The sequence below is a fragment of the Thalassomonas actiniarum genome, from assembly GCF_000948975.2.
GTDB classification, from domain to species: Bacteria; Pseudomonadota; Gammaproteobacteria; order Enterobacterales; family Alteromonadaceae; genus Thalassomonas; species Thalassomonas actiniarum.
The window spans coordinates 1,498,515-1,513,749 of record NZ_CP059735.1; the positions used below are offsets into that span (position 1 = coordinate 1,498,515).

General features: G+C 46.4%; 14 protein-coding genes. 5 read left to right on the forward strand and 9 right to left on the reverse strand.

Annotated elements, in window-relative coordinates:
• The first annotated feature begins 68 nt into the window (after window positions 1-68).
• The 3 genes from SG35_RS06640 to SG35_RS06650 are packed head-to-tail and all read left to right on the forward strand — an operon-like array spanning window position 69 to window position 2,153.
• Window positions 69-353 carry a hypothetical protein gene (locus SG35_RS06640; RefSeq protein WP_044835420.1) on the forward strand — a complete coding sequence of 95 codons (285 nt, stop codon included), beginning with the start codon at window positions 69-71 and terminating at the stop codon, window positions 351-353.
• On the forward strand, window positions 350-1,912 hold the full coding sequence (locus SG35_RS06645) for a PepSY-associated TM helix domain-containing protein (protein WP_084692951.1): 1,563 nt from the start codon (window positions 350-352) through the stop codon (window positions 1,910-1,912). The genes SG35_RS06640 and SG35_RS06645 overlap by 4 nt, the downstream gene beginning before the upstream one ends.
• Window positions 1,902-2,153, forward strand: coding sequence for a DUF3325 domain-containing protein (locus SG35_RS06650; protein ID WP_044835389.1), 252 nt, complete (start codon window positions 1,902-1,904; stop codon window positions 2,151-2,153). The genes SG35_RS06645 and SG35_RS06650 overlap by 11 nt, the downstream gene beginning before the upstream one ends.
• A gap of 44 nt (window positions 2,154-2,197) precedes the next feature.
• Here SG35_RS06650 and SG35_RS06655 read toward each other — a convergent pair whose 3' ends face one another.
• From SG35_RS06655 to SG35_RS06670, 4 genes are all read right to left on the reverse strand, one after another.
• Window positions 2,198-2,569, reverse strand: coding sequence for a hypothetical protein (locus SG35_RS06655; protein WP_152646791.1), 372 nt, complete (start codon window positions 2,567-2,569; stop codon window positions 2,198-2,200).
• 97 nt (window positions 2,570-2,666) lie between these two features.
• On the reverse strand, window positions 2,667-3,569 hold the full coding sequence (locus tag SG35_RS06660; protein WP_044835391.1) for a zinc metalloprotease: 903 nt from the start codon (window positions 3,567-3,569) through the stop codon (window positions 2,667-2,669).
• Between the two features lie 428 nt (window positions 3,570-3,997).
• Window positions 3,998-5,278 (reverse strand): S8 family serine peptidase, encoded by a 1,281-nt coding sequence (locus SG35_RS06665; RefSeq protein ID WP_053043369.1) that lies wholly within the window; start codon window positions 5,276-5,278, stop codon window positions 3,998-4,000.
• 384 nt (window positions 5,279-5,662) lie between these two features.
• On the reverse strand, window positions 5,663-6,532 hold the full coding sequence (locus SG35_RS06670; protein WP_044835392.1) for a LysR family transcriptional regulator: 870 nt from the start codon (window positions 6,530-6,532) through the stop codon (window positions 5,663-5,665).
• A gap of 212 nt (window positions 6,533-6,744) precedes the next feature.
• Here SG35_RS06670 and SG35_RS06675 point away from each other — a divergent pair, with 212 nt between their 5' ends.
• On the forward strand, window positions 6,745-7,167 hold the full coding sequence (locus SG35_RS06675) for a rhodanese-like domain-containing protein (protein WP_044835393.1): 423 nt from the start codon (window positions 6,745-6,747) through the stop codon (window positions 7,165-7,167).
• On the opposite strand, the gene SG35_RS06680 is transcribed toward SG35_RS06675, so the two are convergent.
• Together SG35_RS06680 and SG35_RS06685 are read right to left on the reverse strand one after the other, a co-directional pair.
• Window positions 7,164-8,351, reverse strand: coding sequence for a sterol desaturase family protein (locus tag SG35_RS06680; RefSeq protein WP_044835423.1), 1,188 nt, complete (start codon window positions 8,349-8,351; stop codon window positions 7,164-7,166). The genes SG35_RS06675 and SG35_RS06680 overlap by 4 nt on opposite strands.
• Window positions 8,352-8,418: 67 nt before the next feature.
• Window positions 8,419-8,826: an ExbD/TolR family protein gene (locus SG35_RS06685; RefSeq protein ID WP_044835394.1), complete on the reverse strand. Its 408-nt coding sequence runs from the start codon at window positions 8,824-8,826 to the stop codon at window positions 8,419-8,421.
• A 499-nt stretch (window positions 8,827-9,325) separates the two neighbouring features.
• Here SG35_RS06685 and SG35_RS06690 point away from each other — a divergent pair, with 499 nt between their 5' ends.
• Complete coding sequence (locus tag SG35_RS06690; protein WP_084692952.1) at window positions 9,326-12,109, forward strand: methyl-accepting chemotaxis protein; 2,784 nt, start codon at window positions 9,326-9,328, stop codon at window positions 12,107-12,109.
• Window positions 12,110-12,234: 125 nt separating this feature from the next.
• On the opposite strand, the gene SG35_RS06695 is transcribed toward SG35_RS06690, so the two are convergent.
• The 3 genes from SG35_RS06695 to SG35_RS06705 form a co-directional block, all read right to left on the reverse strand.
• Window positions 12,235-13,380: a porin gene (locus SG35_RS06695; RefSeq protein ID WP_044835395.1), complete on the reverse strand. Its 1,146-nt coding sequence runs from the start codon at window positions 13,378-13,380 to the stop codon at window positions 12,235-12,237.
• A gap of 12 nt (window positions 13,381-13,392) precedes the next feature.
• Window positions 13,393-13,842, reverse strand: a complete 450-nt coding sequence (locus SG35_RS06700; RefSeq protein WP_044835396.1) for a substrate-binding domain-containing protein — start codon at window positions 13,840-13,842, stop codon at window positions 13,393-13,395.
• Between the two features lie 456 nt (window positions 13,843-14,298).
• A complete protein-coding gene (locus SG35_RS06705) occupies window positions 14,299-15,171 on the reverse strand; it encodes an alpha/beta hydrolase (RefSeq protein WP_044835397.1) in 873 nt (290 codons plus the stop codon).
• Between the last annotated feature and the right edge of the window lie 64 nt (window positions 15,172-15,235).

Here is a 15,235-nt window from a genome sequence, read left to right on the forward strand (position 1 = left end):
CATCGCCAGCCAAATGCAGCCGGGCTGCATTTGGCTTTTTGCCGTTAACTTACCTTTATCCTAAAAATATGAATCCAGCCTTAAGCCTCAGCGCCCGTTGTTTAGCCGCGATTGTCGGCGGCTACATCGTTGCCGCTTTATCCAGCCTGGCCTTAGTGCCGGTGCAAATGTCCTTATTTGATAACCGACTCGAAGATGCGATTTTAATCGCCACCATGTTCAGCTACCTGGTTTATATCGCCGTGATTATTGATTGTTTTTGCCGCAGCAGTGCATCCAGGGCCTGGCGCAATATCCTGGTTTACAGCGGTCTTTTCCTGGCTGTTTGCTACTGCGGCGGGGTATTGATATGAAACCGGATTTCAGGCGCACTATGATATGGTTGCATACTTATACCGGTTTGCTGCTGGGCTGGTTGCTGTTCGCGATTTTTTTAACCGGTACCTTGAGTTATTTTAATGATGAAATAAGCCAGTGGATGCAGCCGGAACTCGGCGTCGGGCAGCAGCATGAAAACATTATCAATACCTCCCTTGCCCGGTTAAAAGCCCAGGGCACAGACGTAGATAAGTGGTGGATAGACTTACCCGGCCAGCGCAATAATCAATGGCGCCTGCAATGGCAAAAAGGCAAAGAAAGGCAATCCCTGTATCTGGAAGGAGAAAGCGGCGAGCAAGTCACGCCCAGGGCAACGCAGGGGGGCAACTTTTTCAGAACTTTTCATTATACCCTGGAGCTAAGAAACTATGGCGGGCGTTATATCGCCGGGATAGCTGCCATGTTTATGTTATTGGCACTCTTTAGCGGTATTTTTACCCACAGGCGTTTTTTCCGCGATTTTTTTACCTTGCGTAAAAAGACACTGCTTAAAACCCTTACCGACTTTCATGCCCTGGCCGGCATAGTGACCATACCTTTTTGCCTGGTGATTTGTGCCAGCGCCTTAATCATCTACATCGGCCTTTATATGCCCTGGAGCGCACAACATTATCTTGATGGCGGCACGCGGGAGCTTAATCAGAAAGTAACAACTTACTTACCTGAGCTGGAACCGGGCAGCGCTTACCGGGAGCCGCTTACCGACTTTAGCGTGATCGCCGGACAAGTTGCCAAACTGTGGCGCGAAAATCCGAATATCAATCGTATCACGGTTGAACAGCCCTTTGCTGCCAATGGCCGTATTATTGTTGAGCGCACCCGTAAATTGTCCTTATCGAATAAGTCCGAGGTGCTGGTGTTCTCATCCCATAGCGGTCAGCAGTTGGCCGGTATGCCGCCAGAACGTATGGCGAGGAAGATCAGGCGAATATTTTATGGTTTACATGAAGGGCATTTTGCCCAACCGGGGCTGCGCTGGTTGTTTTTTATCAGCGGTTTGCTTTCCAGTGCCCTTATTGCCAGCGGCCTGGTGATCTGGCTTTATAAAAGGCTTGAAAAAACCAAACAACGCCACGCAGGCCATTTTATTGTTGAGCGTTTGAATATTGCCGGTATCGCCGGGCTTGTACTGGCTATCATCGGCTACTTTTATGCTAACCGTTTGTTGCCGGTTGATATAGATGAACGTGCGCGTCTGGAGATAGTGGCTTTCTTGTTTATCTGGCTGATAAGCCTGCAACACAGTGTTTTTCGCCCGGTCAATAAAGCCTGGCTTGAACAATTATCCCTGGCCTCATTGGCATGTCTGTTATTGCCGGTGATTGATGTTAGCCAAGATCCTTCCAGGTTAACGCAGGCGATTGAGCAGCACAATCTTATCTATCTTGGCTTTGAGCTTGCTCTGCTGGTTACAGGTTTATTGTTATATAAAACTGTTAAAGCCTTACTGGTTAAGCAAAAGCAGGGAAAGGAAGGTAAGAAGATAGTAGCAATAAAGCGCATTAACACCGGGAGGATAGCAGATGTTGTTTAGCTTTTTGATACAAGCTATCGCAATCGCCATGCTTGCTCTGGGCATGAATAAGCACTTTAAAAATGTTTTTAATCTCCCTGTCAAACCGCTGTACTCAAAGGGGTTAAAGTTAATGGGCTGGTTGTTGTTGGTTTTTTCATATTATCTGGCGGTTTCAGTACTTGGGGCGCCTATGGCGACGGTTTATTGGTTGCTCTTGCTGCCGCTCAGTATTTTTTATATGGCGCTGGTGGCGAATTGAGGGCAGGGTAACAGATATGTGGGAAATACCTGCTTGAAACTGAATTATTGCTTTCTCGGTCGCCAATTGATTAATGGTTTGGTTTTTTGATCTTCACACAACCATACGGTTACCGGTATCTTTTTCTTTATTATGCCCGAGGATGATTCAATTTTATCCCAATCCAGGTCGTTAAATGGCCGGTCATGAAGGTAGAACCGGGAGAGCAATTCATTAGGGTGAGTATAGTTAAGGGTCAGGAGTTCTACTGTGTCTGCATCTGTTGAAACTTCAATATCAAGGGAGTTGTCATTGCGCTGATAGCCGGAAATAACGCCGTGCCAGGAAGTTACCAGGTTTCGTTCGCAGCTGAAATAATCCGGTACTCTTAAGCGCCTTTCATAAGCAAAAAGTTCGCTAATCGCACTTAGCATCATTACCCATATGATTAACACTCTTAATGGTATTTTCATGTTCATTTTATTAAAACAGAGGCCGGTAAAGGCCCCTGTTTAAGCCGTATTTTAATCAGGTTTAGAGGTTTCTAAAGGTGAAGCTCAGTTCATCGGCGCGGTCCGATTGCCCTTGGGTGAACTCATACATGCAAGAGTCATCGGTATAATCCATAAAGTTATTAATGGGATCGTCACCGGCGGCATTTTTGCCTTTAGTGCAGCTGTCACGGCCGCTGGGGCAGCCATAAGCCGGACTTTTTTCTGCCGGGGTATCGGCAACATAGTCACCGCTGCCGCCGCAGCCGCCCTGGAAGGTATGATAAAGTCCGAGCCAGTGGCCTACTTCATGGGTGCCGGTATCGCCCTCGTCATAAGGGGCCGCATTTCCCCCGGGCAGGGTTTCGAATAAGACCACGACACCGTCATTTACGGGGTTTGAAGCATAGTCGCTGGGGAAAGTGGCCCAGCCCAATAAACCGCCGCCCATGTTATTGGTATAGAAATTTAAATCCGTGCTGTCCCCTTGTCTTAATGCGGCTTTCATCTGGGACTCGGCGCTGGAACCATAACCTGCGGTATACCAGCTATTATTGGCGGTGACATCGGTGGAGACCAGGTTAAAGGTAAAGGGGGTATTTTTATAGGCGTTGTTGAGTACGGCGATTTGCGCATTGATATCGCCGCTGGAGAGCATACCGTTATTATTGGTGTCTGTGATCACATGCATATAAACATCAACTTGTACCGAACCTGCGGGTCTGGGTTCAAAAGTATTGCCGCCGGGCTTTCCTTTTAGCTCATTAAAGTGCCTTTCCTTCATCGAGGCTTCGGTGGCCGAAGGTGTTTTGGTGCCGCAACGCAAAAATGAGGCGTTGGCATTGCCGTGCTCGAAGGCGTTTGAGTTTTGGCTGTATCCGGTTGTTGGCAGGGTTAGAGCAGAAAAGGCTAAGATTAAAGCGGTTTTATTTGCAGTAAATTTCATTATTATTCTTCCTGTAGAAATTAAAATATTTTGCAGGGTGACTTTATTGGCTGCCAAAAGCACAGCGCTTTATAAAACTGCAAGTGAGCATTTACTTAAGCGAAATGCTTTTCCTCAACTCGGTGCAGGCATTTTCGTTACCCTAACAAAATGTCCTTTCCCCATACCTGGGGTTTTGTTTTTCCATTTAAGCCTAGTTGTAACTTTTCATTTATCAAATTGAATTTACTGAAATAAATAAGGATGATGTGGTAAGTGACTTGTTGAGTTATTCATTAAAACTCATCACCAAAAGGGGAAGGTGGCTGCAAAAAGGGCTGGAGTTTACAGGGCAGATACAAGTGTATTAACGGATAAAAAAGGGCAATAACATAAAGCTGTTATTGCCCTTTGACCTCAAGGGAAAACTAATTTAAAACCAGTGCCGCTTATAAATTACCGGCATCAAGGAAGTCTTCGGTGTGCGGGTCGCCGGAAGTATTGCTGAAGCTGGAAGTATCTTCAGCCGACTGCAATAAGGCTGCGCGGGTATTTAAAAAGGCGTCGCCATTGGCCTGCTGCGGATGGGCGGCAAGGTAAAGGGCTGCTGCACCTGCTACATGAGGGGATGCCATGGAAGTACCGCTCATGGTAGCCGTACCGCCGCCAACTCCCAGTGATAACACACTGCCGCCCGGCGCCGCGATGGCAACAGGAGCCGAGTTGTTATTAGTCCAGCTGGCGCTTTGGTTGCCCCAGTTAGAGAAGCTGTTCCAGTCATCGCCTTCTTTGGCAGAGCTCACGGTAATAACGGTATCTGCATATCCGGCAGGGGTGTAGTTTGCGGCATTATCACTGTCGTTACCGGCAGCTACAACGACGACAACACCGGCGTTACGGGCATTACAGATGGCTTCATGATAAGAATCATTACCGGTAAAGCCGCTGTTGGTACAAGAGCCGGTAACACTGCCGCCACCGCCAATGGACATGTTGACAACTGCGGCTTCACCGCGGGCTTGAACTTCTGAGGTGACCCAGTCAATGGCAGCTATGGTGCTTGAGTTAGGACATGATCCGCGGCTGGTACAAATTTTGGCGGCATGCAGGGTGACCTGAGAAGCCATGCCAACTACATCAATGGCGTTATCAATGGCGCCTATGGTACCGCCAACATGGGTGCCGTGGCCGTGATCGTCGTCCCAGTCGTAAGTACAGCTTCTGCCTTTACAGTTTTCAAAAGCCATGCTGTTGCCGATATTGGCGGCAAGGTCGGCATGATCCGAGTCCAGTCCGGTATCTAAGACATAAACATGGACACCTGCGCCTTCATTGCTGTTACTGTCGGCGCCTGTGCGGGCAATACCCCAAGGCATCACTTGCGGTGATGAGCTGCCGCCGGAGCCCGGTTTGGCATTGATATATTTTTCACCGTCAAATTCCACCGATTCAACATTGGGGTTATTACGTAATGCTTCTAAACGTCCTTCACTTACCGAGGCGGCAAAGCCGAAAAATGCCGAGCCATAGGCGTGCTTAACGGCGCCAACCCCCATACCGGCTGCCAGGTTTTTTGCCTTGCCTTTATTGTTTTCATGGCCTGCTACCGCATGCTCTGCTTTTAATTTAACAATAACATCGAATTTTGCATCGGGATTGCCGGCATAAGCAGCTGTCGTTGTTAATGCCAATAAGGTTGCTGCTGTAAGTGATTTTATTCTGAATTGCATGTCCTTTCCTTTTTATAGTTCTTATAATTTTTAATGTTTTTATTATTGAAAAGTGTTCTACATCTATTCGTCGTAAAAGACCTATCTACCATGTGGGAAAATAAGAGAATGGACTAGTAAATAACCGACAATTATTAGACGAAAAACGACAGTGTTTTGAATTTTTCGGGTGTGTTTTCTTATTCGAAACTAAGGGGGATAATCATGGGTTCTGTTAAATTTTCTTTTATAACAATGATTTATCTCTCTTTATTTTTGGTGCTTTTCCTACTAGGGGGAAAAATATCCACCATAAAATGCTTGGGGGATTTTTACTATTGACGTATTGGTTTTTGTTTGGTTTGGTTTTGTTTTTGTTAATTTTTGGTTGATAAAGTGTGTTGTTTACAGAGCCGTTTGCCACAAGATCCGAAGCTCTTGTAACATCGCCTTGATCACAGGCTCATTTATCCGTGCTTTAGCCACGGCAAAATACAGGTCAAGGGTAAAATCCAGTTGCGGTAATAGCGTTATTTCCCGTTTTTGTGCATGCAACTGTGCCTGTTCTTTTTCTAAAAAGCTTAAGCCGTGTCCCATTTTGACCAGCTCCAGGCGGGAGCCGTCGTCGCTGCTTTTGATATTGGCGATGACATCTGAACTTAACTTTTGTTGCAGGAAGTGATCAAACGGGCAGTTATTGCCCATAGTGATCCAGGGCTGTGAACATAAGGCAGCGACCGGGGCGCCGGCAGCTAGTGTTGAATTGACCGGGGTTATGGTGGTGATTTGCTGTTGTTTTACTGTGATTGCCGATAAATCCTCCGGGATTTCGCCATAGAGGTAACCGCCATCAAGTGTGCCTGCCGATAAGGCGGCAATGATTTCTCCGCTGCTTTTGCTCTGGATATCTAGAGAGATGCCGGGACAATTCTCCTTCAGGTTGTCCAGCAGTTGGTTTATGTTTAACGGCCCCGGCGGTTGGTTAATGCCTAAACGAAAATTGGCGATTATTTCATTTTGATGTTCGGCCGCCAAATTTACCATTTCCAGGGCGCTGTCCAGGGTTTTTTCTGCTTTAGTTAACAGCAGCCGGCCTTTTTCCGTTAGCTGCATGCCTTTACTGGTGCGGGTAAATAGTGCTGTTTTTAATTCCTGCTCCAAAGCCTTGATATGGGCGCTAACTGCCGGCGGTGTCGTGTACAAGTGTTTTGCCGCCAGGGTTAAGTTCCCTGTTTTGGCAACCAGGACAAAAGATCTCAGGTGGTAAAATTCCATGGTGCTTCAAGCCTTAGGGCAATGTTATCTGTTTCAGTTAAAGTCCCGGGGTATTTTATGGGGTTTAGTGAAAAAAGCGTATTCATAATTTCTGAACAGGGCCTTCATAAAAGATGAATTTATTCTCCTGTTTGCCGTGCCTATAGTACAAATCGAACTTGTCCTGGCTGCCATTTGCAGCCTGCACTGAAAACTTACCCAGGAGATAAATTATGACAACATCCTCAAACGTGCTTGCTTTTGCCCCGGCAGATACTGATTCCGCTAACCATTTTTTTAGCCGTAAACTGGCATTTGAGACCGACTGTTCAGATGTTTATGCCGATATTCTGGCGGGTAACCAGGCTTTTGTATTGCTTGATGTCCGCTCTGAGCAAGCTTTCGAGAAAAGTCATGCCATTACCGCCGTGAGTATGCCGCATGCCGACATTAATGGCCAGTGCTTGTCAAAGTATGCTGATGATACTGTTTTTGTGGTTTATTGCTGGGGCCCTGGCTGTAATGGCGCCACTAAAGCCGCCGCTAAAATCTCAGCTTTGGGTTATGCCGTAAAAGAAATGATCGGCGGCATCCACTACTGGGAAGACTTTGAACGTTACCCGGTCAATCGGCGCTCGGCCCAGGCACAGCTTTAAAAGACCGGAAGAATATCTGCAATTGCCGCAACCAGGGGAGTTGATAAGGTGGCGCTGAAATAGAGCATCACAGGTAAACGTAAGGTTTCGACGCCCAGGTAGCCGAGTTTGTTTTCCAGTAATGCGTTGGCGCTTACCAACCCTGTGACAATAAGCACGGTTGCAACTAATATCGAGAGCGTGGGTAGCATTGGCGATAACAAGATAAAGCTACAAGATAAATAAAAAATCATCAGCATGGAAAAGGCAACGTAGCATTTGATCGGCAATGAAGTTTGCGGATCATATTTCTCACGCCGGGCGCAGCCTGTTTTTTGTAAGGGCACCGGGTTTGCTGTTTCTTTATTCCTGCAATCTTTTGGCCGCCAGCCGGTTGGTTTAAACCAGAGCCTGAGTTTATCCCGCCAGGATTGGGTGGTGGCGGTGTCTTTTGCCAGCATCCACCAGTGTTGTAGATTCGCCTTGATCGGGTTTAAGGTCTTTAACGGGTGGCTGGTGCCGTAATGGCATGGTTCGGAGGCTAACTCTGCTTGCCAGCTGCCAAACATCCTGTCCCAGATCACCAGGGTACCGCCGTAATTTTTGTCGATATAAAGCGGATTTTTCGCATGATGGACCCTGTGGCTTGACGGGGTCGATAAAATACCTTCGATATAGGGAATTTTGTTTATCAGTTGGTTGTGCAGCCAGAACTGGTAAAGTTTTAATAAGATAAACAATACCAGGAACACCTGCGGCGGACAGCCTAACAGGGCTAACGGCAGATAAAAGACCCAGGAAAAGGCATATTGGAAGGCGCTTTGCCTCAATGCCGTGGTGAGATTATATTCTTCACTTTGATGATGGCCGACATGGGCGCCCCAGAGAAAATTAAACTGGTGGGCGCAGCGATGGAACCAGTAATAACAAAAATCAACGGCGAAAAAGAAAATCAGCCAGGTAGCAGCGGCGCCGGGGGGAAATTCAAATAACCTGTGTTGGTCGAACAGGTAAATAAACACGGCAAAGGTATAGGCCTTGAGCAGGGCATCCGAAATGAGTAGCAGCATGCCCATAGACAAGCTGGCGACACTGTCGTTGAACCTGTGCAGCTTTTGTCCTTTTAGCCGCAGCAGTACATATTCAAGGAGCATAAACATCAGGAATAACGGAATAGCCAGTCCGTTGATATTGTAATCCTGCATGTAAGGCCTCCTTTTTCGGGTGTTTTTCAACCATGATAAACCTCAATCCTGCTCAGGGAAAGTGGTTTTACGGCTGATAGAGTCCAATCGATATTTTCAGCCGTGTAAAAGGTTTGATTTGATCCAGCACAGCGACTACCTGTTTGTAGCTGGTGTCTTTATGGGGTCTTAGCAGGATATGTTCCGTCGGGTTGTTGGCAATAAAATATTCTATCCGGGCGGGCAGGCGGGTGATGTCGACCGCTTTGTTGTTGAAATAGACGATGCCATGCTGGTCTATATGGACCATGATCGTAGTGGCTTTTTTATTGCTGGCTTTATCTGTGGTGGATTTTTTTACTAAAAAACCGCTTTCCTTGACGAATGAGGTGGTGACAATAAAGAAGATCAACATGATAAAGATGATGTCGAGCAAGGAAGTGACATCTACCTTGGCTTCTTCTTCCTGCTGTGCTCTTTTTTTTCTGCGGCGCATAATCTTTCCCTTGAGGAGGCTTTCTCGGGAAACAGATGAAATGGCTTGATAAAGTCAGCCATACCTTTGTTAAGTATAGGATATTTAGCAGCGGCACCATAAAGCTTGTCCTATAGCTTTCAGGCAGGCGCAGTTATTTTTCAATCTTGTTCAGTCTAATGGTTAAGCGGTTGAAGAATAGGCTTTTTTCTTGTTGCATCCGGTAAGTTACCTCTTGTTCCCCGGCATGGCTACTGGCTGTTCTTTGTCTTTAACTTGTCTTTGTTTTTGGTTTTTTGGCCTGCCCGGTAATATTGCGGGTAAATATTACCCGGGCAAAAGTGAAAAAACGGGAAATTTAGCTAGGCTTATATAATCATCGACTTAGGTTGACTGATATCCTGCCGCTGGGAAGAGTCGTGGTTATCATTTCCTGATATGCACTCATAAAGTGATTGAATTTTCTGTCTCTTACAAAGGATTAAGCACAAGTTTAATAGCAACCAGGGAAAGAGCTAAAATGAAGACAAAAACTACCCGTGATAACCTGCCTCTCAGTCTGCAAGGGGCATTCGAACAGTTAGCCAGTCCGGTTATACTGATTGATAGTGAACTTAGTATCAGTTATCTCAACCAGGCGGCGATAGCCTTATTTAAATCCCATGAAAGCATCTTGCAAAAGAAGTGGCCGCGTTTTCAGGCAAATAAAAAACTGATCTTGGGGACAGATATAGATGGCCTTTATCAGGAGTTTATTCCCGAAGGCCAGGACTTTAATCTCAATGAGCCAAAATCCCGCTCCGTAGAAGTGAATCTGGAACAGTTATTTTTCAAAGTGACGGCTAATCCCCTTTATGATCAGCAAAAGGAATATCTGGGACATTGCCTGGAGATCCTGGATATTACCCGGCAGCGGGAGCAGGAATTGCAGCTGTTGGATGCATCGGCACAAATTGCCGCCATCAGTAAAGCCCAGGCGGTGATTGAATTTAATATGGACGGTACCATCATTACCGCCAATGACAACTTTTTACAGACGTTAGGTTATCGCCTGGAGGAAATACAGGGTAAGCATCACAGCATGTTTGTCGAGCCTGGGGTCGAAAGCAGCGCCGAATATCTGGAGTTCTGGGAAAAGCTCAATGCCGGGGAATTTGAGTCCAGGGAGTATAAGCGCCTGGGTAAAGGGGGCAAGGAGATATGGATCCAGGCCTCTTATAATCCTGTTTTTGATTTAGCCGGCAAGCCGGTGAAAGTGGTCAAATTTGCCACCGATGTCACCGAGCAGAAACAGCGTAATGCCGACTTCTGCGGACAGATTGCCGCGATAAGCAAGTCTCAGGCGGTGATCGAATTTAATATGGAGGGTATTATCCTCAATGCCAACGAAAACTTCCTGCAAACGGTCGGTTATTCCCTGGAAGAAATCCAGGGACGACATCACAGCATGTTTGTTGAACCCGGTTTTGAAAGCAGCATCGAATATAAGGAATTTTGGGCAAAACTTAGCCTCGGAGAATATGAGTCAAAAGAGTATAAACGTATCGGCAAGGCAGGGCGGGAAATATGGATACAGGCCTCTTATAATCCTATTTTTGATCTTAACGGTAAGCCCTTTAAAGTCGTTAAGTTTGCCACCGATGTAACCCAGCAAAAACTCAATAATGCCGATTTTTCAGGACAAATTGCCGCCATCGGTAAAGCACAGGCGGTGATCGAGTTTAATATGGACGGCACCATTATTACCGCCAATGATAATTTCCTGCAAACGGTAGGCTACAGCCTGGAAGAGATCCAGGGAAAGCACCACAACATGTTTGTCGAACCCGGCTATAAAACCAGCAACGAATATAAAGAGTTTTGGGCCAAGCTTAACCGCGGTGAGTATGAGGCCAGTGAATATAAACGCCTGGGCAAAGGAGGCAAGGAGATCTGGATCCAGGCTTCCTATAATCCGATTTTTGACCTTAACGGCAAAGCATTTAAAGTGGTGAAATTTGCCAGTGATGTTACCGGGCAAAAACTGGCCAATGCCGATGTTTCCGGGCAAATTTCCGCGATAAGCAAGGCGCAGGCGGTGAGCGAATTTAATATGGACGGCACTATCATTACCGCCAACGACAACTTTCTCAATGCCATGGGTTATGAGCTGGCTGAGGTAAAAGGCCAGCATCACAGTATGTTTGTCGATCCCATATATAAAAGCAGCGAAGAGTACCGGTTATTCTGGCACAAGCTTAATCTGGGTGAATATGATGCCAATGAATATATGCGTTTAGGCAAAGGCGGCAAAGAGATCTGGATTCAGGCTTCTTATAATCCGGTGTTTGATCTGAACGGCAAGCCATTTAAGGTAGTGAAGTATGCCACGGATATTACGGCGCGCAAAAAGGCCATTGCGCAAATTAAAAAAGTGCTCTTGTCTATGTCCCGGGGTAACCTGACCGACTTTATCGAAGGTGAATTGGTGGGAGAGTTTGGCGTGATTGGCGAGGCCATGAATGAACTGATCACTATTCTCAATAAAATGGTCGGCGATATCCACAGTACTTCAACCAAGGTTTATGAGTCGGTTACCGACATAGCCAGAGGCAATGACGAACTGAGTCACCGTACGGAAACACAAGCGTCCAGCCTGGAAGAAACGGCTTCTGCTATGGAAGAACTTGCCAGTACCGTGCAACAAAACGCGGAAAACTCAACCGAAGCCAGTAAGTTGTCCAAATCTGTAATGGTTAAAGCCAATAACGGCGGTGAAGTGGTGAGAAATGCCATCACCGCCATGAGTGATATTAACAAATCCAGTAAGAAAATTGCCGATATCATCAGTGTTATCGATGAAATTGCCTTTCAAACCAATTTGCTGGCGTTAAATGCCGCCGTCGAAGCAGCACGTGCCGGGGAGCAGGGACGTGGTTTTGCGGTGGTGGCCGCCGAAGTACGTAATCTGGCGCAACGCTCTGCCGGAGCCGCCAAGGAAATCAAAGGCTTGATCAATGACAGCGTAGAAGCCGTAGGTCAAGGTACGAAATTAGTGGATGAAACCGGGCAAACTTTTGATGAGCTGGTCAAGGCCATAGGTGAAGTGGGCAAAATGATCGATGATATTGACGGTGCCGGTAAAGAGCAGAACGCCGGTATCGGCGAGGTCAGTGCCGCAGTAACTCAGATGGATGAAATGACTCAGCAAAACGCCGCCCTGGTGGAAGAGTCGGCTGCCGGCAGCAAAGCCATGGAAACACTCGTGCAATCCTTGCTGGAGCAGGTAGACTTCTTCAATAATGAAAGCAGTGAAGAGGCATAAAAGAGCAAGAGCCGGAAGAGCTGAATTGTTGGCTTGTGTGCTTGTTGGCTCATTTTTTAGTACAGTTGCTTTTATAAAAAGGCCAGCATTTGCTGGCCTTTTAAGGTCATGGCAATCAGCAGGAGTTAGAAAATAAAATCTATGCCCATGGTCAGGGTGCGGGAATCGCCGTGGTAAGCCCAACCTGTTGCTTTATTCCCCTGCTCTTCAAACTTATCATATTGTATTTTGAACGAGGCGCTGGGATGGAAGTTATAGCGTACCCCGTAGCCCAAAATATAATGCTCTTCTAAATCCTTGGTGGCGGCAGCGGTCTTGGTGTTTTCATGATCGGCTTTTGAATAGGCGATATAAGGCTGGAAATCGCCAATATTGTAAACCAGGGATACCAGGTAAGTGGGGTATTCTGTGCCGACCACATCATCATATTCAACGTGGTTCCAGTCAAACAAGAAGGTGAATTGGTTGAAATTGTAATAACCACCAAAACCTAAAAACTGCTGATCGAAGGGGACACTGTCTGTTTCTGTGCCGTCCTGGGCGGTTGTGGTGCGGTCTCTGTCATTTTGGAAATAGACAAATCTGACTTCAAAATCATCCCCGGCAATATTCCAGTTAAAGCCGAGAATATCGCTCCAGAACTCATCGACAGAGCGTGCGTTACCGCCAAAAAGCTCATCATAAAACAGCATTTCTTTGTTGTCGTAGGAATTCTCATTACCGTAAAAGAAGGTTAAATTGTTGGAGTAATCTCCCCACTCAAAATCATAGCTGGCCTGGAAACTGTTGAATTGGGTGATTTGCCACCAGTAAAGATTGGATGGCGGCCGCATCCAGGGGTAGGCATAACCGACTTCTGAAAATTCGGAGTAATAATACATGGGGATATTACGCCGTCCGGCCATTACCGACCAGCTGTCATTGACCTGATACGTCAGATAATACCAGTCAAATTCAGGCTCAAAATCGTCTGTACCTTTGGCTACCAGCTGGGCGGTAAATTTCAGGTCGTCGCCTAAATCAACCAATGCCTGCAGAGCAAAGACACTTTCCGGGGTGAATTTAATGTCATTATCATACTGACCGACATCGTAGAAATCTGCGGTGAGGATTTCATCCCGTGTTTCTCCGGGGTTTAGCGGGTCATCGACACTGCCGAAGGTTTTCCCCGCAACAATTGAACCGTAGCCACTAAATGCCACATCCGCGAGGGCTGAATGGGGCACAATGATAGTAGCAATCAACATAGTTAAGACTTTAAATAGCTTCATGTTAAATACTTCCTAATAGGTGGCGATAACTTTAACGGCATCGGTAACGGCAGAGGCATCAACATAGCTGATGGCGTCTTTGTTGGCCGATACTGTGGCAATAATTTCAGCATCTGATGTCAACTCTCTGGGCATGGTTCCTTTGCCGGTAAAAACGAGTTTTGACCAGTAGGCATTGACCTGGGTAGTGGTGCGGCCGATCACCAGCTTGTTGAAATTATCCCGTGAAGCCGCGCCTTTGCTGGCATTCATAGGCAAGATAACATTGCCGTTATCGAACTTTTTAACCTTGCCCATAAATATTTTCTTGATGGTTTTTTTATCCAGTGACGCACTGTTATCCGGGTGAACGATCACGGCTATTTCAGCAAAAGCGATGTTGCTGACAAAGATGAATAAACTGGCAAAAATTAATCCTATTAATTTTTCTGGTTTATTTCTTTTAGGTTGGAGTTTCTCCATGAAAGAATACCTCTTAGTGATTAATGGTTGTAAGTTATTTGCTTGTTATGGTTTTCCTGCGCTTTAGCGCAGCGGGTTGTTATAGAATATTGATTGCGGTTTGCACTGGTAACAGCACGAGTTACTGTCTGGGATAGCAAGAGGGTGGTGTAATGAATGTTATTGTCTGAAAAGGCATGCGCTATTGCCCGGGGAGTTTGGTCACTGAGTCCTTGAGAGTTTTGATTAACGCCGGCCAGGCAGATTAAGCTTAACCGTTGGGGAAGAGCCATAGTCATAGAGAATACCTCTTGATAAATGCCGGTTATCCTGTGACCAGTTGATAACGCGTTTATTTACTTCGGGGCATCCCTGCGGGCTACTAAATATTTAGACCAGTTTTCGTAGAAAAGCCAATAAGGCGTTAATTATCCTCTATCTCTTGTGCCGGACAGCGGCGGTTTTAAGTAGCTTTTTTCAGTTTTGGGAGGCAAAAGTTGAACAGGCGTGTTCGGCGGCCATCAGCTTGGGCCATTGTGCCAGTTGGCAGATAAGTTGCTGTTGCCAATACTTATCTTGCCAGATAGCCCCGTGCTGTAAGTCTTGTGCTATCCATAAACGTTTTACGCCTCCTGCCCGGGCATAAAGGCTTTCACTGTGTTTTTTATTGATCACCCTATCGGCATCGCTGTGTACGATCAATAGCGGAGTATGGCTTAAGCCGGAGATAAAGTTTTGCGGGGCGTAATCATCGGAAATGCTCCAGCTCAAAGGTATTTGCAAGCCCCAGAAAAGCCAGGATTTTCCGAGAATATCCCTGAAAATTTCCCGGTGGGAGGCAAAGGTGCTGTCAAGAATAAGGCCGAAAACCCGGATATCTTTATTTAAACCTAACATGCCGGTCGCTATGGCGCCGCCCAGGCTTTGGCCGATGATGATGATATTTTCCTCTCCCCGGTCACGGAGCCATTGATAACCGGAACTGGCATCCTGGATCACAGATTGAAAGTCAGGCTCCCCTTCAGAGCGGCCATAACCCCGGTAGTCGATAATAAAAACATTCCAGCCGTACTCAGTTAACCAGTACAAATTGGCAATATGATAGCTGAGGTTGGTGGCATTGCCATGGAGAAAATAAACGGTACCCCGGTTGTTTTCTCCACTTAAGGCCGAGGATAAATACCAGCCGTGCAGCCGGGTTTGATCACTGGATTGAAACTCGACATTTTCATAATTAAAGCCAAAACGTTTGGGGGAGTCGACCAGCTCAGGCGTTGGCCAGAAAAACAGGCTTTGGCACCCTGACAGGCCCAGTATCAGGGCAAAGGTGAATATCAGCCGTGCAAACATAGAGATCCTTATCAAAATTAAGCCGTCTTTATAAAAATTTAAGACTATTAAAACCTTAGTTAAC

Excerpts from the sequence above, each read along its gene's own strand:
- SG35_RS06700 (WP_044835396.1), bottom strand. The coding sequence starts at position 13,842 with ATGGAGAAACTCCAACCTAAAAGAAATAAACCAGAAAAATTAATAGGA.
- SG35_RS06675 (WP_044835393.1), top strand. The coding sequence starts at position 6,745 with ATGACAACATCCTCAAACGTGCTTGCTTTTGCCCCGGCAGATACTGAT.
- SG35_RS06680 (WP_044835423.1), bottom strand. The coding sequence starts at position 8,351 with ATGCAGGATTACAATATCAACGGACTGGCTATTCCGTTATTCCTGATG.
- SG35_RS06660 (WP_044835391.1), bottom strand. The coding sequence starts at position 3,569 with ATGAAATTTACTGCAAATAAAACCGCTTTAATCTTAGCCTTTTCTGCT.
- SG35_RS06655 (WP_152646791.1), bottom strand. The coding sequence starts at position 2,569 with ATGATGCTAAGTGCGATTAGCGAACTTTTTGCTTATGAAAGGCGCTTA.
- SG35_RS06695 (WP_044835395.1), bottom strand. The coding sequence starts at position 13,380 with ATGAAGCTATTTAAAGTCTTAACTATGTTGATTGCTACTATCATTGTG.
- SG35_RS06670 (WP_044835392.1), bottom strand. The coding sequence starts at position 6,532 with ATGGAATTTTACCACCTGAGATCTTTTGTCCTGGTTGCCAAAACAGGG.
- SG35_RS06690 (WP_084692952.1), top strand. The coding sequence starts at position 9,326 with ATGAAGACAAAAACTACCCGTGATAACCTGCCTCTCAGTCTGCAAGGG.
- SG35_RS06705 (WP_044835397.1), bottom strand. The coding sequence starts at position 15,171 with ATGTTTGCACGGCTGATATTCACCTTTGCCCTGATACTGGGCCTGTCA.
- SG35_RS06645 (WP_084692951.1), top strand. The coding sequence starts at position 350 with ATGAAACCGGATTTCAGGCGCACTATGATATGGTTGCATACTTATACC.
- SG35_RS06665 (WP_053043369.1), bottom strand. The coding sequence starts at position 5,278 with ATGCAATTCAGAATAAAATCACTTACAGCAGCAACCTTATTGGCATTA.
- SG35_RS06685 (WP_044835394.1), bottom strand. The coding sequence starts at position 8,826 with ATGCGCCGCAGAAAAAAAAGAGCACAGCAGGAAGAAGAAGCCAAGGTA.
- SG35_RS06650 (WP_044835389.1), top strand. The coding sequence starts at position 1,902 with ATGTTGTTTAGCTTTTTGATACAAGCTATCGCAATCGCCATGCTTGCT.
- SG35_RS06640 (WP_044835420.1), top strand. The coding sequence starts at position 69 with ATGAATCCAGCCTTAAGCCTCAGCGCCCGTTGTTTAGCCGCGATTGTC.